The organism is Lachnotalea glycerini (assembly GCF_003201285.1).
GTDB classification, from domain to species: domain Bacteria; phylum Bacillota; class Clostridia; order Lachnospirales; family Lachnospiraceae; genus Lachnotalea; species Lachnotalea glycerini.
Genome location: NZ_QICS01000003.1, coordinates 84,206 through 106,813, shown reverse-complemented (window position 1 = coordinate 106,813; position 22,608 = coordinate 84,206). Strand labels below are relative to the sequence as shown.

The following is a 22,608-nucleotide window of genomic DNA, read 5'->3' as shown; positions in this document are numbered from 1 at the left end:
GAATGCTTCATTTGTTTTTCATAATTTCGTCATTCTTTTGTCACATTCGTCAATTAATATAGAAGTATTAAAATTGGTGGAGGTACAAATGAGTAGAAAGATGATTTTCAAGCTTGTAATTGATTTTATTATGACCATAATTATGATTGTATTAATGGGATATCAAGTCACCGGCAATCAATTACATGAGATTTTAGGAATGACGATATTTTTGTTATTTATTCTACATTGCGCATTAAATAGAATATGGTTTATTAATCTTTTTAATTTATTTAAAAATTTAAAAAAGAATAAAGTATCACTGATATGGACTTTAACCAATCTTTTGCTAATGATAGATATGCTTGTACTAGTTGTTTCTTCTGTTATGATTTCCAGACAGGTATTTGCGGGGCTTGGCATTTCGTTTAATCGGTTTTGGGCCTATCTCCATGAAGTTTGTGCATACGGCGGCTTTATTATTATGTCAATCCATCTTGGCTTTCATTGGAAGATGATTATGGGAGGCATCAAAAGATCACTGCATATTCAAGGTGATAATGTATTAAGAAATATATGCCTTAAGGCTCTGGCACTTCTCATGGTAATAGCAGGAGTGAAAGGTTCCTTTGACAAAGGAATTGGCAGTAAATTCATTCCGGCTTTTTCAAAAGCAAAGGCAAAAGCAACAAGTGATGTTTTGGCAGTTGATACAAGTCAAAATACGAAGCATGACAAAAAGAACAGTGAAAACAGAACCTTTACAGAAACGATTCAAGAGAATCAATCGTTAAATGATTTTCTTGGAAGTCTGACCTGTACAGGGTGTGGGAAGCAGTGTTCGTTACTCTCACCACGCTGTAATATAGGAGAAAATCAGGCAGCTACGGCAACCACGTATTATAATTCTTATGATACAAGTGATTCAGAGAGTACCAATGTAACAGAATCTACAGAAAATACAATTATACTTTCAAATAATGATAATTCACTGCTTGAACTTTTCATGGATTATGTGCCTATTATGGGTTTGTATGTGGCAGGTACTTATTACACATTAAAATTTGTGAATCGAAGAAAAAAAACTGAATAGTCACAATAATCACAATTTATTGAATTTTTCCCAATCATTACCGCTAGAAAATTAGGCACTTGGATGTTATTATGTTTTTGTAACATAAATGTAACAAAATTGTAACATTCAACGAGGAGGAAAATTCAATGAAGAAAATTATGGCGCTTGGTATGATGGCAATAACGATAACAGCCAATTTAGCACCAATGACTGTAAATGCAGCAGGGGCATGTTCCTATAATCAATGTTACGGCAGTAATAATGCCGTAGTGATAAGTGGTAGTTGTAGCAGTCTAGATGATGTAAAAGCCAAATTGCAGGAAGCTGGAATCAATGGAAGCTGTGCGGATTTGACCAAAGTTCTTGGTCAGCAAAATTGCGGAGTAGATGCAGCGCAAAGTAATTGCAATAGTAATAGCAGTTGTATTACTAATGATTGTACACAAAGCTCGGCTTGCAGCAATAATGTGTTGTCTGATTACATACAAAGTGAAGAAACTTCACAAAGCTGTAACCAAACAGCAAATACTTCAGCAGATGATGTGCAGGAGATTGATACAAAAGACCAAACAGTAGAAGAGGTAATAGCAGAAGATTCAAGTAAAGACACGACTACCGTAACGACTCCCGAGGAAACAAAAGACACAACTACAACTGATCAGACTACAACAAGTAATTCATCTTATGCTCAGCAAGTCGTAGATTTAGTTAATGTTGAACGAGCAAAAGAAGGACTTGCTGCTTTAACCATTGATACAAATGTAGAAAAAGCTGCCATGGTCAGAGCAAACGAAATACAGACAAAATTTGAGCATGTACGCCCTGATGGCAGTGGATTTGTTACTGCATTAAAAGAGCAGAACGTTACCTATAAAGGAGCAGGCGAAAATATTGCTTGGGGTCAAAAAACACCGGAAGAGGTTGTGACTGCATGGATGAATAGTCCTGGACACAGAGCCAATATTATGAATAAGAATTATGTTCACATCGGAGTTGGAAATCTTCAAAACAGCTCAGGAACACAATATTGGGTACAGTTGTTTACTTATTAATTCTTATTATTTAAGTTTTTAACATATGATGAAAAATAGAAAATACGTTATAAAAAAGACTGATATAATAAATTGAATCAAAAAATACAATAGAAAAGTTTAAAAATGATTGACAATTATTAATTGCTGCCATATTATATTAATAATACTCTTTGCACTGCATACAAATCTACAGTACAAACTGAGCAGGCGATGAATTACATGTCAATTCATGGAGCCGGGCCAATATTGGCAGCAGATGAAATTCAACATCTGTGGGACAGTAGTTTACTATTATTGTTCCATAGGTGTTTTTTTATTTTTAGCAAGTAAAGTAATACTTTTGGCTTGCTGATAGGGAATATATTATTTCTTAATATTATGTGAACCCTGTCTTTAAAAAAACCCTTGGAATAAAAACGGATAAATAAATGTCTTGCATGTGCCATAGAGCTATCTTACTCAATAAAATATGGTGGAGGTAACTGTTATGGAACAAACAAATCAGATGAAAGATAGTCTAAGCGATAAGAGAATCGCTATGAGGGTATCAGTAATAAGTATTATAATAAACGTAGTTTTATCCCTTTTTAAATTACTAGCGGGTATTTTTGCACAATCCGGGGCTATGATATCAGATGCCATACATTCAGCGTCTGATGTATTTAGTACATTTATCGTGATGATTGGTGTTAATATTTCCAATAAAAAGTCAGATACACAGCATCAGTATGGACATGAGCGGTTTGAGTGCGTCGCATCTATTATACTTGCTGTTATTTTAGCTATCACGGGTATAGGGATAGGAATAAGCGGGATTGAGAAAATTTTTTCCGGAAATTATGAAGAATTACAAATACCGGGGGTTTTGGCATTAGTTGCAGCAGTTATGTCAATTATCGTTAAGGAATGGATGTATTGGTTTACAAGAGCGGCTGCCAAAAAAATAAATTCAGGTGCGCTTATGGCAGATGCATGGCATCATCGCTCAGATGCACTCTCTTCGGTTGGTGCTTTCATAGGTATATTTGGAGCTCGATTAGGTTATCCTATTTTGGATCCAATAGCAAGTGTGGTAATATGTCTTTTTATTGAAAAAGCTTCCTACGATATCTTCAAGGATGCAATTGATAAGATGATTGATAAATCCTGTGATACCAAAACGATAAGTGACATAAAGCAGATTATAGCAGAACAAGAAGGCGTGGAGTCCATTGATGAGGTCAGAACAAGATTATTTGGTGCTAAAATATACGTCGATGTTGAAATATCGGCTGACGGTTCTAAATCCTTAAATGAAACACATAATATTGCCCAGAATGTTCATGATGAAATTGAAAATAAAATACCAATGGTAAAGCATTGTATGGTTCACGTTAATCCAACTTTAGTGAAATAGGATAAAATCAATATAAGCTTGATATTTTTAGAACAAAATGTTATGATAAATAAAATTTTAATGGAAGGTTGTGTGTTTTTGTTAATTGCATCTTTATTGGTAGCTTAATGAATTTAAGGTTTCAGGCAACAGAGCATTTAAGAATGCTTTTATTGTTGTACCTGTTTCATGCCATAAAGATGATAGAAAACATGTAATCATATAGGTGAAGAATACCTGTAGGACTATATCTTTATGGTCTTACAGGTTTTTTTATTTCAAAGAAAAAGCAAGTTCACACTATTGTAGCAGGAGGAAAACATGAACCAAGCATTTAAAATTCTAGAATTTGATAAAATAATTAATAAATTAAAGGAATATGCATTTACAGAGAATGCAAAAAGACATCTGGAAGAAATCAAGCCGTATCTGTCTGAAAGTGAATTAGAGCATAGTCTGCTTGAGACAACGCAGGCCAGAATAATTTTGGATACCTTTGGAAATCCACCCCTAGTCAGTCTGAATGAAATAGAGGATATTTTAATCGCTGTTCGGCAAGGAGGTTTCATTACTCCAAAACAATTAGAATACATTGGAATCACATTGACTGCTGTAATGCGGCTAAAAGATTTTTTGAAACGCTGCAAGCAGCTTAATATAAGCCTGCCTTACTATGAGGAACAATTAGATTCATTAGAGCAGCTGCGTTATGAAATAGGAGAAAAAATCAGAGCAGAAAGAGTTGATGATTATGCAAGCAAGCTGTTAAGGAGTTTAAGACAGGATATAGAGCAGGTAGATGCTAAGATGCGTCAAAAGGCGGAGAGCATATTAAAAAGTAACAAGGAATGTTTTACTGATTCTTATATTACGCAAAGAAGCGGTCGTATATGTCTGCCAGTTAAAAAGGAATGCAAATTTAAAATATCTGGAAGTACAATTGATAAATCCTCAACGGGAGCCACATTATTTATTGAACCCACAGTTGTTTCAAAGCTAAATGATGAGCTGATTAACCTTAGACTAGATGAAGAAAATGAAGAAAGAAGAATACTTTATTCCTTAGCATCTAAGATCCATGATGAAGAGGAGGTTTTTTACGAAAATATCAGAGTGATTGAGAAGCTTGATTTTATTTTTGCAAAAGGAAAGCTTAGCTTTGATATGAAAGGGGTAACACCTGAAATTAATACTAGACGCTGGATCAAGATTATAAATGGCAGACATCCTTTTCTTGATCCTGACCAGTGTGTTGCACTTAACTTCGAAATGGGTGACGGCATCAATGGAGTAATTATAACCGGGCCAAATACAGGCGGAAAAACAGTGGCGATAAAAACGGTAGGGCTTCTTAGTATTATGGCTCAGTGCGGTCTGCATGTGCCATGTGAGGCAGGAAATTTTGCGATGAACAGTCAATATCTGTGCGATATCGGGGACGGACAGAATATAACAGAAAACTTATCTACATTTTCGGCACATATTACTAATATTTTGTCTATTTTGCAGAAAGCAAATCATGACAGTCTAGTTATTGTGGATGAATTAGGCTCTGGGACTGACCCTACCGAAGGGATGGGGATTGCGATTGCTATTCTTGAGGAGCTTAGAAAAAGTGAATGTTTGTATCTGGCTACTACACATTATCCTGAGGTCAAAGCATATGCAGAGAAAACTCAACACGTTATGAACGCCAGAATGGCCTTTGACCGTGAATCACTTAAGCCGCTTTATCGCCTTGAGGTAGGAAAAGCAGGAGAAAGCTGTGCACTACAAATTGCGAAGAGACTTGGAATGCCAAGTCAAATGCTAATCACCGCGAGTAAAGCGGCATATGGTGAGGAACAAAGTCAATGGATAACAGAGCTAAATATAAAAGAGGATATTTCTTTCAAACAAAGCGTTGCACCAAAGCTTCAGCGAAAGAAGGAAAAACAGCCTCCAAATAATCTGACTGAGAAATTCAGTATAGGTGACAGCGTTATGATTTTACCAGATAATAAAATAGGAATTGTTTGTATGAAAGTGAATGAAAAGGGAGTTTTACAAGTTCAGCTACGAGAGAAAAAGATATGGATTAATCATAAACGAGTAAAGCTTCATGTAAGAGCAGAGGAATTATATCCAGATGGTTATGATTTTTCAATCGTATTTGATTCGGTTGCAACAAGGAAAGCAAGGCACCAAATGGAAAGAAAATATGATGAGACTTTAGAAATAAAAATAGAAGAATAGAAGCATTAATCGGTTCAATTTGTATAAAATATAACCTATTTTACTCTAATAACTTGACAGTATCTCAGTGGTATAATATAACTAAGTTAGTAATTATTTTATATATTTAAACTAATAAGGAGATGATGTTACTTATCTTTATAGTGCATATTTTATCTTTAGGAAAGGTCTTGTTATTTAAGGTAAAATAATGCATTTCTACATAATAAAATGCACTACGTGCTGGGTATGTGTAAAAGGAATGAAAGATGGGATTTTGTACATGTTTATAAAAGTATCTAAAATAAAAAAGGAGAGTAAAGAAGCTTTTGCTAATGAATTTACTGAATATATTAAGTGAAGCATTGAGTAAACAAAATGAGAAGGGAATATTTTCAGAAAGATAAATAGCCTTAAAATGTACATTATTTGATAAAAATAGGTTAATTTGAACAAGATAAAGATATCTTGTTTATTAATATAATATACGTAATGAAAGGATATTAATTTATGAAAGGATTTTATTGTGAATTGAATGAAATTGTTGAGCATTTTGGATTAAAGGTTTTAACCCCAGAAGTCGATTATAAAAATATTCATATTACCACAAGGGATATTAATCGACCGGGGATACAGTTAACAGGCTTTTTGGATTACTTTGATAAAAACAGGATACAGATTGTTGGACAGGTAGAGGCAATGTATTTGAAACAGCTTGCGCAAAATGAAAAATTAAGTATTTATACTAAATTAATGGATTTAGGTGCACCCTGTTACATTTTTTGCAGAGATATTGAGCCTGATACTGAGTTAATAAATATAGCTACAAAGAAATGCATACCGATATTTTCTACACAGGAAAGTACAACTGATTTTATGAGTCTTATTATAAAGTACTTAGGTGAAAAACTGGCACCGTCTATTACTCTTCATGGATGTTTAGTTGATATCAATGGAGTAGGAGTATTTATTAGAGGAGAAAGCGGAATCGGAAAAAGTGAGGCTGTATTAGAGCTTATCAAAAGAGGGCATCGTATGGTATCAGATGATGCTGTAGAGATATATAAGGCTAGTGAGAAAACCTTATTTGGAAAAGCACCTAAAATAGTCAGAGATTTTTTAGAAATAAGAGGTATTGGTATTGTAGATATAAAGACTATGTTTGGGGTACAATCCGTGAAAGAAACTCAGAGTATTGAATTGGTAGTTACGTTACAAGAATGGGATTCAAAAGCGGAATATGACCGATTAGGTGACAGGGAATCTTTTGTAGAAATACTGGGAAATAAAATAGTGAATTATGATATTCCATTAAGACCGGGCAGAAACGTAGCGGTAATATTGGAAGCTGCTGCTTTAAGTTACCGGCAAAGACAAATGGGTTATAATGATACAGCAGAATTTATAAAAAGAGCAAACGAACAATTTATAGCTAAAGATTAATTTAGTACAACTAAATGCTGCCTCGTATTTAATGATATCGTATTAAATACGAGGTATTTTTTTTCATAAGAAAAAAGCAAAAATAACGAGAGGGGGAATAAAAGAGATGAAAATAGCCATTTGTGACGATGAAAAAATATTTCGGGAGCAGCTTAAAAATTATTTATACCAATATTATAAAAGTCTGGATGTTGTGATTGAAGGATTTTCGTCAGGCGAATCATTTTTAACTGTCTATCAGAGTAATCCTCAGGCCTATGAGCTTATTTTTATGGATATTGAAATGGAAACACTTGATGGAATTAAGACAGCTAAGAAAATAAGAGATTTCAATCGAGAGGTAATTCTAATCTTTTTAACCAGCCATCTTGAATATGCTATGGATGGCTATGAGGTAGATGCTTTTCGCTTCCTAGCCAAGCCAGTCAGTCAGATAAAATTAAAGGTTGCATTGCAGGATGTGCAAAATGAAATAAATCGTAACAAAAAAATGTTAATTAAGGATTTTGACAAGGAAATCCTAATCAAATATCGCGATATTGTAACAATAGAAGCTCAAAATGTTAATATAAGCATACATACGATGAATGACTTTTATCTGATCAGGAAAACTCTTGCAAAAATGGAGGAGGAAGTAAAAGGGACGATGTTTTATAAGCCGCATAGAAGCTATTTGATTAATCTTGGCTATATTATGCATTATACGAATAAGCTGATTACTATGGAGAATGGGGACTTGATTCCCTTAAGCAGGAATAAATTAAAAGAATTAAAGGATGCGCTTATCTTTTATGTGAAGATATGTGGGAAATAGTTATTTTTTCTTAAACGCCATAGCATACAATGAAAGGCAGAAAGTGAGTATTTATGATTCAATCAGACCATATTATCCTGGGTATTTCAATGATAATTTTTATGCTGTTAATGATATTAACTGCCAGATATATTTATGGTGAAAGATGTTTTTTACATCCAAAATCATGGGTAATATTTGGTGGTATGTATTTATGTGCAGAAATCTTTGCTGTGTTTATAAGTGGTGAATTAGGCGAAGGGCTTATGTCATTGTTTTTTATAGGCTTTTTCTCTGTTATGATTGCAATCACAAGAAAAAGTAAGAAAATAAGAGGGTTGTTTCTTATTTTACCAATTATGGGAATTACTATGTCAATTGAGATGATTCCATCCATGGCATTTCATATCTTTGTAAAAGAGAATTCAACAGATTTGTCCAATCCTATTATAATTATTGAATTGTTTTATGACATTTTAATAGTTTCAATCATCAGTCTTTGGATTAAGAGAAATAGAGGCTTACTAAACTTTGAATTAGGGACTTGGGAACGACGTATCCTGAATGCTAACGGATTATTACTGCTCATTATTTATGCGATATCCACAGTCTTGCCAAAAGATTTGTCACATTATCAGCGTTATCTTTTGCTTGGTGGAGTCATTATATCAATTATGATTATTATAACTTCCATTATTATGACAATTGAGAGCACAAATGCAAACATCTATAAAGTAAAGTCTGAAATCAATGAATATTATCTTCAAACGCAGTTGAACCATTTTAAGACATATCAAGAAACACAAAAGGAAACAAGACGTATCAAGCATGATATGAGAAACCATATGATTTGTATAAAGGATTTGTACGAACGTGGGGAATATGGATTGCTTGGAGATTATATCATGGATCTAAGCCAAATGACTCAAAAAATAGATCGAGAATACCATATTGGAAATGATATGGCTGATGCAATATTAAATGAAAAATTATCTCAGGTGAAACAATATGAAATTGAATTAATAATTGAGGGCAGTATGACAGAGATAAAAGGACTTGCTCCGATTGATATCTGTACCTTGTTTGCAAATGCCTTAGACAATGCGATAGAGGAAATAAAGCGTTTACAATTAATAAAAGCGGTATTGACTGTAACAGTCAAACGAAATAACAGGATTGTGTTAATCACTTTTACAAATCCATGTAACAAGACGAAAGGAATAATGCAAGTAAAAACAAGAAAAGCGGACACGATAAATCATGGTTTTGGTATGGACAATATGAGAAAGACAGCAGACAAGTACAATGGGAATGTAAAGTGCAGTATTATTGAGGAGGAGAACAATCAAGGACTGTTTTGTCTGGAAATTATGCTCATTTTGTAAGTAATTTAGACTTATTTTTATTTCAAAGGAAAGACCTTGCTATGGTAACGTAAAAAAGTTTGATTCCTGGATCACAGACGCGGATAAGGAAGTAAATATTCGCAAATGCGGCTCGTGAGAGTGCCTGCAAGAAAATACTTCGTTACATTTCACTACAAATTGGTTACCGTTCACAACAAAATACAACATATTTAATTCATTTCTGATAAGATTGATATAAGTGATAGAAAATGACTTATCACTTTTAAAGTGATATTAGAAATGGAGATAAGAATTATGGATAAAAAAAATGACGTTAATTATGTAGTAATGGATCAGCAAGAGATTAATAAATGCAGACATAAAGCGGAAAAACGCTGGTATCGCAGATTAGTGGTTCTCAATTTTATTTTTGTAATAGGAATTTTAGTTTGGTTTATGACAGAAACCAATCAGAATAAGGATTATTTCGTTGAGCTTAAAGATACGGCCATGACCTGCTTTAATACAATAGACCAGACAACTGAGACAAGTGAGTCCGCAACCAAGAAGCTGCAAGATAAAGTGGATGAATTTCCCGACTCTCTTATGATGGCAGGTGTTATTGTAGGGTTAATGATAGCGTTTCCGTTTATCCTCAATTATATGTATGCTCAGTTTCGAAGCATGTCAGTAAGAATTACAGAGAAAAATTTTCCAGAGATATATGAAATTGTAGAAGAATATACACAAAAACTCGGTTTGAAAGAGGCTCCGGCCATCTATTTAGTACAGGGAAACGGAATATTGAATGCATTTGCGACTTGTATTCCGTTTAAGCAATATATTGAATTATATGCTGATTTGGTGGAGGTGGCATATCGAGAGCATCATGATATGGAATCGTTAAGATTTATTATAGCTCATGAAATATCTCATATACGCTATTCACATGCAAAGCTTCACTATAATTATTTGATACTCTTTGCAAATATGATCCCGATTCTTTCTAAAATTGCATCAAGAACAAGGGAATACAGTTGTGACAGATTAGCACAGAAACTGTCAGGCAGTGATGGCATTGAAGCGATGATGGCTTTGACAGCTGGAATCCATTTATATAAGAATGTTGACAAAGCAGATTACATTGAAAATGCCAAAAAGGTCAAGGGATTCTTTGTCTGGTGTTATAATTTAGGGGCCTCACATCCAGTTACATCCAAAAGAGTATTAGCATTGGAAATGAAAGAAGGAAGTGGCAAACTTTATTAGTCGGATTAGATTGAAAAATGGAATATTTTACGATATACTAATGGTGTATTTTACGATAGAGGAGCCATTAAGAAATGAACAAAAAAATTCGAATGAAAAAAGCACAACGAGTAGCATTATATGTTACATTTGTACTTATCATTGGGCTATTAGTGTATGAATTCTTTAAAATTAATAGCTTAAATCACGCACTTGCTGCACTGAAAACGCAGCTTGATACGAGCTATGAGGAGACTAATGCAAAAATAGATGCATATCAGGATAATATTTCCATCTATCTTCCAGATGTTATTTATGTTGCGTCAGGAGTTACTACAGAGCTGTATGACAGTCAGATTACTTCAATAGGTGAACAAATTGATACTTATAATGTGACATGGGTATGCGACATTGGAAAGAACATGGAAAGAAAATTCTCAATTACGGGAACAGATGAATTGATTGGTGAGTATCCGCTTGAATTTGATATATATGATAATAAAATGAATCTGATAGCCACGAAAAGCACAGTGCTGTCCATTGTAAATAATAGTTTGCCTCAAAAGATTTCGTGGCTTACGATTGGAGATAGTTTATCCTCAGATGCAAATACCTATTTGCATATGGCACAATTGTCAGGAGATAATATTGAATTTGTAGGTACCAGAGATATTGATGGATACAAATGTGAAGCAAGAGCCGGATTTTCGGCAGCCGACTATTTAACAGAAACACATTTTGAGTATGAAAGCGGTGAGCCGCTTCAACCGTTTTTTAATAAGGAGACAAATCAATTTGATTGGAATTATTATAAAACGACAACAGGATGTGATCCGGATGTTGTTGAAATATTTTTAGGAACGAATGGTGCGGATGTTGATCCTACTCCAAATGGAGATGATATCATAAAGATAATTGATCTAATAAGAGAGGCTGATCCTGATATTCCTATCTATATGGTGAATACAATTTATATGTCTAATCAGGATGGAATCGGTTCCTGGCAGAATAGTCATGATCTGGCAGTTTTACCTGGCAGATATAAATATGAAGAAGATACTAAAATATTTAATCTAATGGTTTATTTAGCTGAACATCTTGCAGATTACAATAAGGTGTATATAGTGCCAGCGGCAATTTCTCATGATAGTGAAAATGATTTTAATACCGATACACAAGCTGCAAGTCCTTATACCACAGCATCTGAGGAGGTTCCGGATAATGGTATTCATCCTGGAGTAGCAGGGTATAAGCAGATTGCAGACAGTATATATAGTACTCTTTGCGGAACGATACATGAGTGGTAATAAATAATATAAGTGCTGTAAAATAACGTATTTTTGTTGTTTTACAGTGCTTTTTATTTTTTCATAGGAAAGACCTTGTTTTGGTAACGTATAAAAGTATTGAATTCTATAAAATAAACTCACAATGCACACGAATGCAAGTGGAAAATGTCACTGCGTGACAGCATTCGACGCGGCAAAGCGGTCAAGTTCCTCATGAGTGAGGGATTAGGAAGCGGACTTGTCCGCTTTGTTGCATAGGTGTGATTAAGCTGCAATAAAAGAAACAATTTTTTACATAAAAAGGGATTGAAGGCTTTTACTGTATAGGGTATGATTAGAATAGATAATTTTTATCTAATTATTAGTAAAGAGGTGAGAAAATGAATAAAAAATGGTTATTGGTAGGAATTGGAATACTAGCGATCATTGCAGCTTCGTGTAAGTCAAAGAATGCAGATAAAGAAGTAGTTAATACAACCGATATGCAAAGTGAAGAGGATGCTGCTGAGGATACAACTGCAAATACTGACGCAGCAGGGGATAATGCGGTCTTAACAGATGAAGCAGATGTAACGAATCCACAAAGTGAAGAGGACGCCAAACAAAATCAGGATGAGAATAACACAAGTGATCAAAATGATGAGGAGAGTAAGGATAAAAATTATAAGAACACGTATCATGATGTGGATATTAAGGTGCCGAGCATTCATGAGGACTAATTAATAGGAGGAACATATGAAGAAGAGATTTTTAATGAAAGTACAGGCAATTGCTTTAGCTGCGTGTGTGACTTTAAGTACATTTGATATAACAGCCATAGCAACTCAAACAACGCCTTCAACAACACAGGTTACAGATATTACAGAAACGGATAGTACCGATACAACAGAGAATACCGAAACAACGGACAGTACCAGTACAACAGAGAATACCGAAACAACGGACAGTACCAGTACAACAGAGAATACCGAAACAACGGACAGTACCAGTACAACAGAGAATACCGAGACAACGGACAGCACTAGTACAACAGAGAATACTGAGACAACAGATAATACCGAAGCAAGCGATAGTACTACGACAGATAGTACCAATGCAACAGATAGTACAGTGGCTGCAACAGATACAACCACTGAAAGCAGCAATACAACATTGACAGATAGTCAGGACACAAGTACGCAAACGATAACCGAAGATAGTACAAAAACAGATACCAAAACGAAAGAGTCAGAAGAGATCGTAGAAAGACATATGGGATATAATAGTGTAGATGATCTTACGATTCCTACTCTTTATGATGGCACCTATGTACCTAATCAACAAGGAAGTCTGCCATCAAAATATGATTCCAGAGATTATGGATATATTACCCCGGTGAGAGATCAGGGAACTTGGGGAACATGTTGGTCATTTGCAGCATTAGGAATGGCAGAGGCTAATATTGTGAAAAAAGGACTAGCCGGAAGTACGCTTAATTTATCAGAGTTACAATTAGCATACTTCTTTTATCATACAGTTACAGACCCGCTTGGAAATACAGCAGGTGACTGTACACAGCCATTGACGGACAGTTATCTGGATCAAGGAGGCAACAGTGCTTTTACAACCTTTGCACTTGCCAGCTGGATTGGTGCATCAGATGAATCAAAAGCACCATATGAGGCAGCAACCTATGATAGCTATGCACTAGACGATAGCTTAGCATTTAATGATGATTATCACTTACAAAATGCATATTGGATTAATATGCTTGATACTTCGGAAGTAAAAAACATGATTATGAATTATGGAGCGGTTGCGACTTCTTACTATAGTGATCAGTTATATAACTATACTACTACATACTATAACGGTTCAACATATGCATATTATTACGATAATCAATATAACTCTAACCATGCAATTACAATTGTGGGCTGGGATGATTCCTTTAATGCTAGTAATTTCAACGAAGAACACCGTCCATCCTCCAATGGAGCCTGGCTGGTAAAGAACAGTTGGGGAAGTGATTTTGGCGATTCGGGATATTTTTGGATATCCTATCAGGACAGTGCGTTTACGAGTGAGGGCTATTCGCAAGCTTATGTATTTGATATGGAGTCAGCTAATAATTATGATCATAATTATCAATATGATGGCTCTTGTGGTATACGTTCTTATGGCATTTATAACGGTGGAAGTATCTCCAATGTATTTACTGCTAAGGCAAATTCAGATGGCGCAGAGCAAATCAAAGCAGTATCCTTTGCACTTTACGATATTAATGTCGACTATCAAATTCAGATTTATACAAATTTAACTAATTCGCAGGATCCAACAAGTGGAACAGCTATGCTTTCTTCGCCTAAAACGGGAAGAACCTCTTATGTAGGATATTATACAGTACCACTGGATGAGGCGGTATCTATAGGGGAAGGCAGCACATTTTCTGTAGTAATAACTCTTTCTCGTCAAGCGAGTGATGGAGTTTACTTTTTCTTCGATTATAGCTATGCAAATGCTGGCTGGATAAACTTCACCAATGCCTGTGAGGCGGGACAAAGCTTTGTTAAATGGAATTCAGGCTCCTCTTGGGATGATTTAGGTTTAGAAAATGCAACTGCAAGAATTAAGGCATTTACTACGGATATTGATCAGATTTATCCAACAGGGATATCTCTTAACAATACTTCGATTACTCTAAAAGCGGGAGATAGTGCAGCATTAACAGCTTCCATTACACCGTCAGCGACTACAGAGACAAGTGTTACCTGGAGTTCTTCCAATGAAGCAGTGGCTACTGTGGATGCAAACGGTACTGTAACCGGAACAGGCATTGGAACAGCAACCATTACAGCAGAAACGTCAAATGGTTTAACGGCTGCTTGTACTGTCACTGGGAAGATAGGTAAGGTTAATGGATTGAAAGCAGCCTCACAATCCACCACATCAGTTAAACTTAGTTGGACAAAACAAAACGGGGTAGGCGGCTACGAGATTTACCGATATAATACAGAGACTAAGAAATATGAGAAAATCGGGACAAACAGCAAGGCAAGCAAAACGACATACAATAATAAGTCATTAACCGTTGCAACCACCTATAAATATAAGGTTAGGGCTTATGTAAAAATAAATGGCAAAAAGAAATATGGTTCGTACTCCGCTGTATTCCAGACTAGCACAAAGACAGAAAAGCCAACGTTATCAGTATCTGCTTTAAGTAAGAAAGCAAAGCTTACCTGGGAAAAGGTATCAGGAGCAAGTGGCTATGAGATTTATATGTCTACTAAAAAATCTTCAGGTTATTCGTTGATAAAAACCATAAAAAAAGGAAAAACGGTTTCCTATACTAAAAGCAAGCTAACGAAAAACAAACGATATTATTTTAAAATCAGAACTTATAAAACGGTATCAGGCAATAAAGTATACAGTGGTTACAGTAAAGTAATAACAGTGAAAATTAAATAAATATTATAAAAATACGGTTTTGTTTATTAAAAAAATATGAAACCGTATTTTTTTGCAATAAAGCGTTGAAACAAATAGACAAAAGAGTTACAATTAATATGTTAACATATAGGCATCAATTTAAAGAGAGGAGAAGCTAGATGAGAAAAAATTTATTATTAAAAGGAAAAGCGATATTCATGGCAGCCTTATTGACTGCTAGTACTCTTAATATGACTGACGTTATTGCATCGGCAAGTGTACAGTCACAAGAGCAAATGCAGGAGGATATGGAACAAGAAGAGGACTTGGCTGTTATGGGTGCTGAGGATACAGAAAATACAGAAAATACAGAAAATACAGAAAATACAGAAAATACAGAAGATATAGAAGACAAAAGTACGAACGAGAATTCCGAAGTAATAATGGAGGCTGAAACGGGTGAAGAAATAGAAATTCCAAAAAGGCAAATGACCTACAATAGTGTTGATAATTTAATGATACCAAGCCTTTACGATGGAACATATTTACCAAATCAGTGTGGAACACTGCCGACAAGTTATGATTCAAGAACATATGGATATGTTACTCCAGTGAGAAATCAAGGTACTTGGGGTACTTGTTGGGCATTTTCGGCTATTGGTGTAGCGGAAGCAAATATCGTAAAGAAAGGCTTAGCTGGTAACACGTTGGATTTGTCTGAATTGCAATTGGCTTATTTTTTCTATCACACAGTGACAGATCCACTTGGTAACACAGAAGGAGACAGTACAAAGGCAGTATCTCAGAGCTATTTAAACAGAGGCGGAAACAGCGCATTCACTACTTTTGCGTTGGCAGGCTGGTGCGGAACAGCATTAGAATCCAAAGCACCTTATGAGAATGCCAGTGAAAATCTTACATTAGATAGCAGCCTTGCTTATGATGACGCATATCACATGCAGAATGCATTCTGGGTTAATATGACAGATAGAAGTGATGTGAAGCAGTTGATTATGAATTACGGAGCAATCTCTACCTCTTATCTTAGTGATCAGACTTCGAATGATTCAACTACATATTATAACAGTACAAACAAAGCTTATTATTATGATGGTAGATATTCTTCAAATCATGCCATTATTATTGTAGGCTGGGATGATTCTTTTAGTAAAACCAAATTTAATCAGGCACACAGACCATCTTCAAATGGAGCTTGGTTAGTGAAAAACAGTTGGGGAACTTCTTTTGGAGATTCAGGCTACTTCTGGATTTCTTATGAAGATGCAGCTTTTAATGACTCTGATTATTCACAGGCTTTTGTATTTGATTTTGAAGCAGCTGACAATTATGACCACAATTACCAATACGATGGTTCAAATGGTACTTACGCTTATTCCGTTTATAATGGCGGAAGTATAGCTAACATTTTTACTGCTAGTGGAAATCCAGGCAAAAAAGAAACAATAAATGCAGTATCCTTTGCCCTATATGATGTAAATGTAAACTATAGCATCCAAATATATAAAAATCCAACGAATGCAAATGATCCAACAAGTGGAACAGCAATGCTGACTAAGCCTAAAACGGGACAAACCTCTTATGTAGGATATTATACAGTTCCATTAAGTGATTCCATCACAATCAAGGATGGAGAAAAATTTTCTGTGGTAGTTACTTTATCAAAAAGATCAAGCAATTATGTAAATTACTTCTGTGACTATTCATATAACAACGGAAACTGGATTAAATTTACAAGCGAAATGCAGTCAGGTCAAAGCTTCCAAAAATATTGGAAGAATGCTTCCTGGGAGGATATGAGTGCTGATCAGATGACACCAAGAATCAAGGCATTTACTACAAATGCAAATTAACTTGATATTATATTGTCAAATGCATTGAAAACAAAAACAAAATATAGTAGAGTAAAGAAAAGGCATGACGAAATGGTTATGCCTTTTCTTTGAATTATTATAAAAAAATGACAGCTACGTGAAAATGAAGGAGAAAATACAAAAATTGAACCAATATAAGAAAATGATAGCGTTTATTCTGATTACCTTGTTTTTGGTAAATCAGATTAGTAAGGTGGTATATGCAAATGAAGCAATATCAGAAGAGAGCACCAATTGTAATGAGAGCTTGCAAGAAGTTATAGAGGGGGAGGAGTCCTCTGATGTAAATGAAACAGAAACAGAAATAACAGAAGAGGATGATACAATACGCGTAATGGGGTATAGAGAGGATGATCTCATTATTCCAAGTATTAGTGAAACCTATGAGGCCAATACATCCGCTAAGTCATCACAGGATGCTGTAAAAGCCGCTAATACCTATACATATGTATTAAATAATTCTGGTGATTTACCGGCCAGTTATAGCTCAAAGGATAGCCTTCCGCCTGTAAGAAACCAGGGAAGCTTTGGCATATGTTGGAGCTTTGCTGCTTTGGGTGCAGCAGAGGCCTCTATGATATCAAAAGGTCTGGCAGATAAGACGATTGACTTGTCTGAACTACAGTTAGCTTACTTTTTCTATCATTCGGCAGCAGATCCATTAGGTAATACTACAGGTGATAAAACACAATTATTGCAAGGAGATTACTTAAACATTGGAGGAAACAGTGTTTTTACTACTTTCACCTTAGCAGGCTGGGTTGGTGCAGCAAAGGAGGAAAAGGCTCCTTATGAGACAGCCTCTGTTTCAAATCCGTTGAATGACAGCTTGGCCTTTGATGATGATTATCATCTGCAAAATGCGTATTGGATTAATATGGAATCCGATACACAGGAGGTCAAAAGAATGATTATGCAATATGGCGCAGTTGCATCCGCTTTTTATACCGATCAAACGACAACAGATGAGTACACTGAATACTATAATAAAGACACTTTTTCCTATTATTACAATGGAGCGTATCAAACCAACCATGCGATTACAATAGCAGGATGGGACGATGATTATAGCAGTGAAAACTTTAATTTAAAAAATCAGCCTTTAGGCAATGGAGCGTGGCTTGTTAGAAACAGTTGGGGCAACAGTATGGGTGATGATGGCTATTTTTGGATTTCTTACGAGGACACAGCGTTTCATTCTTCCTCATCCAAGGCATTTGTATTTGATTTTGAAGAGGCAAGCCTTTACGATAATAACTATCAGTATGATGGTACTAGCGGTGTCAATGGTTATGCGTTAAATAGCTCGGGAAGTATTGCTAACATTTTTACTGCATCTGGCAATCCAGAGGGTGAAGAGGAAGAATTGAGCGCTGTATCCTTTGCATTGTTTGACGTAAATGTTGATTATAGCATTCAAATTTATAATCAATTGACAGACCCTACAAATCCAACCAGTGCAACGGCGTTACTTGCCTCACCCAAAACAGGAAGCACTACTTATGTCGGTTATTATACAATACCTTTGGAAGAATCGGTTATTCTTAAGGAAGGAGAAAAATTTGCTGTTGTGGTTACTTTGTCAAAAAGCAATAATTCTACTACCTATTTCTTTGGAGATTCAACTTATCAAAACGGTAATTGGATAAAATTTACGAATGCTACACAAGAAGGTCAGAGTTTTCGGAAAATGAGTGCAGACAGTAGCTGGATAGATATGAATTCAAGCGGCGTAACTGCAAGAATTAAGGCATTTACTAAAAATTTAGAACCTGTGGCTGCGGTTAGCAAAGAGAATGAGAATATCGAAGAAACAAAAGAAGAAACAAAAGAAGAAACAAAAGAAGAAACAAAAGTGGAAACCCAACAGGAAACACAAGACAATACAGGTAATGACAGTGAGACGATAACGGAAGCTGTTCAATACGACATGACAGACAATTCTAATATGGCAGAGGAAATCAAAAAGACAACCGGTCTGATTGTAAAATACCAAAGTACAAGTAAAATTAAAATTTGGTGGATGAAACAAAATGGAGTAAGTGGCTATGAGATATACCGCTACGATAGTGACAAGAAAAAGTATATTAAAGTAAAAATCAACACCAAATCTTATTGTACTACTTTCACAGATAAAGGGAAAAAGAGTGGGACTGTTTATAAATATAAAGTCAGGGCATTTACAAAAGTAAATGGAAAAAAGGTTTATGGTGAGTTTTCCACTGTACTGACAACGGCTACCAAAATGCAAAGACCCATCTTAGTTATTTATTCATTAAATAAACAAGCAAGATTAAGTTGGGGAAAGGTGAGAGGTGCGACCGGATATGAAATATTTATGTCAACCAAAAAATCAGGAGGCTATAAGAAGCTTAAAACAATCAGTAAAACTAACATCATTAAATATACAAAAAGCAAGTTACAAAAAGGAAAGACATATTATTTTAAATTAAGAGCATATAAAGTAGTAAAGGGTATAAAAATATACAGCTCCTATAGCAGTACAAAAGCTGTAAAAATACATTGAAAGCAGCGTACGGAGTAATAAATTAAGAGTTGAAAATAAACTTATATATGAACTTTGGAAATTATTTCATATATTGTGTTATACGCTATTTAATGCTATTATTGAATGTGAAATAAAAAGTGGTGCATAAAAGAGCGCTCGAGAGGAGAAAGATAAATGGCAATTTTAGTTACAGGCGGAGCAGGATATATTGGAAGCCATACATGCGTTGAACTGCTTAATGCAAACCATGAGGTTGTTGTGGTAGATAACTTAAGCAATTCAAGTGAAGAAGCCTTAAAAAGAGTGGAAAAAATTACAGGTAAGAAAGTTAAATTTTATAAAGCTGACTTATTAGATAAGAAAGCTGTCGAAGAAATATTTGATAATGAGTCAATCGAGTCAGTAATACACTTTGCCGGCTTGAAAGCAGTCGGAGAATCGGTTAGCAAGCCATTGGAGTATTATTATAATAATATTACAGGAACTTTGATTTTGTGTGATGTTATGCGCAATCATGGCGTCAAGAACATTGTATTCAGTTCATCAGCTACGGTGTATGGATCACCAAAAACAGTGCCGATAACGGAGGATTTTCCATTATCAGTAACGAATCCGTATGGAAGAACAAAGCTGATGCTGGAAGAAATATTGCAGGATTTTGTAGTAGCAGATCCGGAATGGAATGTAATCTTACTGCGTTATTTTAACCCTATTGGAGCACACAAAAGTGGTATGATTGGTGAAGATCCTAAGGGGATTCCAAATAATCTATTACCTTATATTGCGCAGGTAGCAGTAAATAAGCTGGAATGTCTAGGGGTATTTGGTGATGATTATGACACGCCTGACGGAACAGGGGTACGTGACTATATACATGTAGTTGATTTGGCAATTGGACATGTAAAAGCAATTGATAAATTGAATCAGATTAAAGGAGGTGTGTATATTTATAATCTTGGAACGGGAAATGGTTACAGTGTATTAGATGTAATAAAAAGTTTTGAGAAAGCCTGTAATAAGAAAATTAATTATGCAATCAAGCCTAGAAGACCTGGTGATATTGCTACTTGTTATGCGGATTCAACAAAGGCAAAAAATGAACTTGGCTGGGTAGCAGAACGTGACTTAGCACAGATGTGTGAGGATTCATGGAGATGGCAGTCAAACAATCCAAATGGATATGAGATATAGGAAAGTGCTATAAGATCATATACGAGAGAAAAAGGGTGTGAATATAATATGAACAAGAGAATCGGTATTAAAATAGGAAGTATGTTAGGTATTTTAGTAGCAATTTGCTTATTAAGTAACATTATTTCAATTATTTCATTGAATAATATGAATCGTGCCAGCCAAGAGCTAAGCGAAAAATATATCGTCGGTGTGAATGCAATTGCAAATATCAGCATTAATATTGAAAAAGAAGAAAAATTTGTTAATATTCTCTCCAATGCATCTCAAGCAAACACGGACGACAGCATACTTCAGACAATTTCAGAGCTGAGAGAACAGCTTCAATCTCAGATCTCAGAAATTGAGAATATTAATAAAAACATAAATGATACTACAGTTACTCAGAATTTCAGTGAATTTATAACTACTTATAATAATTATAAGACGAATGCAGACGAAATCATTGAATCCTACAGCAAATCAGGAAGTCAATCTATGTCAAATGAGACATATCAAAATATGATAACCCAGATTAACAGCATAGATGAAAGCTTAACGGCGATAAGAAATCAGTATAGTGTTTTGGCAGATACGGCCCAAAAGCAGCAGGACAGTAGATTTACAATTGGTTATACAACAATCACTACGGTAGCAGTACTAGGCGTTATAATTGCTATCATTATAATAATAATAACTTTAAAAACAATTGTTTATCCTGCTAAGAAAGCTAAGTCAGAAATTGAAGCTTTAGTAAGTGAAATTAATAATAATCAAGGTGATCTGACAAAACGGATACAGATCAAGTCGAAGGATGAAATTGCTCAGATTGTAAAGGGTGTTAATAATTTACTTGAATGTCTTCAGGGAATATTAAAATCAATTAAAATAGAATCAGATCATTTACAGGAAGCGGTTAAAGAGATTGAGGAAAAGGTTGCACAGTCTGATTCTAATATCAATGATGTATCTTCAACATCGGAGGAGTTGGCCGCTAGTATGCAGGAGGTTACCTCCACTATATTGCAGCTCAATGAAAACGCATCCTCTATTTTAGAAGCGACTGAATTAATGAATGAAAGAGCTACGGAAGGCTCATCTATGGCAAAGAATATTAAAAAAAGTGCAGAAGAGATGAACAGTAGTGCAGAAAATAGTAAAGCGCTTACGGATAAAACCGTAAATGAGATTTATGCAGGATTGCAGGCGGCATTAGAAAGCAGTAAGAGCGTAAATAAAATTAATGAGCTGACCGGACAGATTCTGGACATTTCAAGCCAGACTAATCTTTTGGCGTTAAATGCCTCCATAGAAGCGGCAAGAGCCGGTGAGGCAGGAAAAGGTTTTGCTGTAGTAGCTGATGAAATCAGAGTTTTAGCAGATGATAGCAGAGATACAGCCAATAATATACAGGAAATAAGTCAAATGGTTATTTCAGCAGTAGAGCAGTTAACCAATAATTCAGAAGCGATGATAGAATTTGTAAGTGTTAACGTATTGAGCGATTATGAAGACTTTGTAAAATCAACTCATGAGTATAAGCGCGATGCGGATAATATCAATTCTATCATAAATGAATTTGCTGTCAGCTCGGGCGAGCTAAAGCAAACAATAAAGGCTATGAATGATGCTTTGGATGGTATTGCAGTTACAGTGGATGAAAGTACACAGGGAGTAACCAATGTTGCAAATAATGCTAACGGACTGGTTCAAGCGATGAGTTTGATTGTAGATCAGTTAGACAATAATAGAAAAATCTCAGATAAGCTTAAGGGAGAAACTCAAAGATTTTCAAAAATCTAAAAGATAAGTACTCATATAAAAAACTCC

Annotated in this window: 15 protein-coding genes and 1 riboswitch; all 15 genes read left to right on the top strand. The window is 35.1% G+C overall.

Going from position 1 to position 22,608, the window contains the following annotated elements; all coding sequences use genetic code 11:
- The first annotated feature begins 88 nt into the window (after positions 1 to 88).
- The 15 genes from C8E03_RS07905 (at position 89) to C8E03_RS07835 (ending at position 22,581) form a co-directional block, all read left to right on the top strand.
- Positions 89 to 1,072 carry a DUF4405 domain-containing protein gene (locus C8E03_RS07905; protein WP_170122937.1) on the top strand — a complete coding sequence of 328 codons (984 nt, stop codon included), beginning with the start codon at positions 89 to 91 and terminating at the stop codon, positions 1,070 to 1,072.
- Positions 1,073 to 1,200: 128 nt separating this feature from the next.
- Positions 1,201 to 2,106 (top strand): CAP domain-containing protein, encoded by a 906-nt coding sequence (locus tag C8E03_RS07900; RefSeq protein WP_242993446.1) that lies wholly within the window; start codon positions 1,201 to 1,203, stop codon positions 2,104 to 2,106.
- A gap of 171 nt (positions 2,107 to 2,277) precedes the next feature.
- Positions 2,278 to 2,371: riboswitch (NiCo riboswitch) on the top strand.
- A 204-nt stretch (positions 2,372 to 2,575) separates the two neighbouring features.
- Positions 2,576 to 3,484: a cation diffusion facilitator family transporter gene (locus C8E03_RS07895; RefSeq protein WP_207657794.1), complete on the top strand. Its 909-nt coding sequence runs from the start codon at positions 2,576 to 2,578 to the stop codon at positions 3,482 to 3,484.
- Positions 3,485 to 3,784: 300 nt separating this feature from the next.
- Complete coding sequence (locus C8E03_RS07890; protein WP_110290735.1) at positions 3,785 to 5,698, top strand: endonuclease MutS2; 1,914 nt, start codon at positions 3,785 to 3,787, stop codon at positions 5,696 to 5,698.
- A gap of 489 nt (positions 5,699 to 6,187) precedes the next feature.
- On the top strand, positions 6,188 to 7,120 hold the full coding sequence (gene hprK / locus C8E03_RS07885) for an HPr(Ser) kinase/phosphatase (RefSeq protein WP_094377622.1): 933 nt from the start codon (positions 6,188 to 6,190) through the stop codon (positions 7,118 to 7,120).
- A gap of 106 nt (positions 7,121 to 7,226) precedes the next feature.
- Entirely contained in the window at positions 7,227 to 7,934 is a 708-nt protein-coding gene (locus C8E03_RS07880) for a LytR/AlgR family response regulator transcription factor (RefSeq protein ID WP_094377623.1), read from the top strand.
- 53 nt (positions 7,935 to 7,987) lie between these two features.
- Positions 7,988 to 9,298, top strand: coding sequence for a sensor histidine kinase (locus C8E03_RS07875; RefSeq protein WP_110290734.1), 1,311 nt, complete (start codon positions 7,988 to 7,990; stop codon positions 9,296 to 9,298).
- Between the two features lie 276 nt (positions 9,299 to 9,574).
- Entirely contained in the window at positions 9,575 to 10,528 is a 954-nt protein-coding gene (locus C8E03_RS07870) for a M48 family metallopeptidase (RefSeq protein WP_170122936.1), read from the top strand.
- Between the two features lie 74 nt (positions 10,529 to 10,602).
- Positions 10,603 to 11,814, top strand: a complete 1,212-nt coding sequence (locus tag C8E03_RS07865) for a hypothetical protein (RefSeq protein WP_110290732.1) — start codon at positions 10,603 to 10,605, stop codon at positions 11,812 to 11,814.
- Positions 11,815 to 12,176: 362 nt separating this feature from the next.
- On the top strand, positions 12,177 to 12,515 hold the full coding sequence (locus tag C8E03_RS07860; RefSeq protein ID WP_110290731.1) for a hypothetical protein: 339 nt from the start codon (positions 12,177 to 12,179) through the stop codon (positions 12,513 to 12,515).
- Positions 12,516 to 12,531: 16 nt separating this feature from the next.
- Positions 12,532 to 15,246 carry a lectin like domain-containing protein gene (locus tag C8E03_RS07855; protein ID WP_110290730.1) on the top strand — a complete coding sequence of 905 codons (2,715 nt, stop codon included), beginning with the start codon at positions 12,532 to 12,534 and terminating at the stop codon, positions 15,244 to 15,246.
- A gap of 140 nt (positions 15,247 to 15,386) precedes the next feature.
- Complete coding sequence (locus C8E03_RS07850; protein ID WP_094379005.1) at positions 15,387 to 17,078, top strand: C1 family peptidase; 1,692 nt, start codon at positions 15,387 to 15,389, stop codon at positions 17,076 to 17,078.
- 145 nt (positions 17,079 to 17,223) lie between these two features.
- Positions 17,224 to 19,626, top strand: a complete 2,403-nt coding sequence (locus tag C8E03_RS07845; RefSeq protein WP_170122935.1) for a lectin like domain-containing protein — start codon at positions 17,224 to 17,226, stop codon at positions 19,624 to 19,626.
- Positions 19,627 to 19,782: 156 nt separating this feature from the next.
- Positions 19,783 to 20,799 (top strand): UDP-glucose 4-epimerase GalE, encoded by a 1,017-nt coding sequence (gene galE / locus C8E03_RS07840; protein ID WP_094379001.1) that lies wholly within the window; start codon positions 19,783 to 19,785, stop codon positions 20,797 to 20,799.
- Positions 20,800 to 20,847: 48 nt separating this feature from the next.
- Positions 20,848 to 22,581, top strand: a complete 1,734-nt coding sequence (locus C8E03_RS07835) for a methyl-accepting chemotaxis protein (protein WP_094378999.1) — start codon at positions 20,848 to 20,850, stop codon at positions 22,579 to 22,581.
- Positions 22,582 to 22,608: the final 27 nt, after the last annotated feature.

What these genes read in the sequence shown, in the direction of transcription:
- C8E03_RS07870 (WP_170122936.1), top strand. Translation starts at nt 9,575, where the DNA reads ATGGATAAAAAAAATGACGTTAATTATGTAGTAATGGATCAGCAAGAG.
- galE (WP_094379001.1), top strand. Translation starts at nt 19,783, where the DNA reads ATGGCAATTTTAGTTACAGGCGGAGCAGGATATATTGGAAGCCATACA.
- C8E03_RS07880 (WP_094377623.1), top strand. Translation starts at nt 7,227, where the DNA reads ATGAAAATAGCCATTTGTGACGATGAAAAAATATTTCGGGAGCAGCTT.
- C8E03_RS07905 (WP_170122937.1), top strand. Translation starts at nt 89, where the DNA reads ATGAGTAGAAAGATGATTTTCAAGCTTGTAATTGATTTTATTATGACC.
- C8E03_RS07875 (WP_110290734.1), top strand. Translation starts at nt 7,988, where the DNA reads ATGATTCAATCAGACCATATTATCCTGGGTATTTCAATGATAATTTTT.
- C8E03_RS07835 (WP_094378999.1), top strand. Translation starts at nt 20,848, where the DNA reads ATGAACAAGAGAATCGGTATTAAAATAGGAAGTATGTTAGGTATTTTA.
- C8E03_RS07855 (WP_110290730.1), top strand. Translation starts at nt 12,532, where the DNA reads ATGAAGAAGAGATTTTTAATGAAAGTACAGGCAATTGCTTTAGCTGCG.
- C8E03_RS07865 (WP_110290732.1), top strand. Translation starts at nt 10,603, where the DNA reads ATGAACAAAAAAATTCGAATGAAAAAAGCACAACGAGTAGCATTATAT.
- hprK (WP_094377622.1), top strand. Translation starts at nt 6,188, where the DNA reads ATGAAAGGATTTTATTGTGAATTGAATGAAATTGTTGAGCATTTTGGA.
- C8E03_RS07860 (WP_110290731.1), top strand. Translation starts at nt 12,177, where the DNA reads ATGAATAAAAAATGGTTATTGGTAGGAATTGGAATACTAGCGATCATT.
- C8E03_RS07895 (WP_207657794.1), top strand. Translation starts at nt 2,576, where the DNA reads ATGGAACAAACAAATCAGATGAAAGATAGTCTAAGCGATAAGAGAATC.
- C8E03_RS07850 (WP_094379005.1), top strand. Translation starts at nt 15,387, where the DNA reads ATGAGAAAAAATTTATTATTAAAAGGAAAAGCGATATTCATGGCAGCC.
- C8E03_RS07890 (WP_110290735.1), top strand. Translation starts at nt 3,785, where the DNA reads ATGAACCAAGCATTTAAAATTCTAGAATTTGATAAAATAATTAATAAA.
- C8E03_RS07900 (WP_242993446.1), top strand. Translation starts at nt 1,201, where the DNA reads ATGAAGAAAATTATGGCGCTTGGTATGATGGCAATAACGATAACAGCC.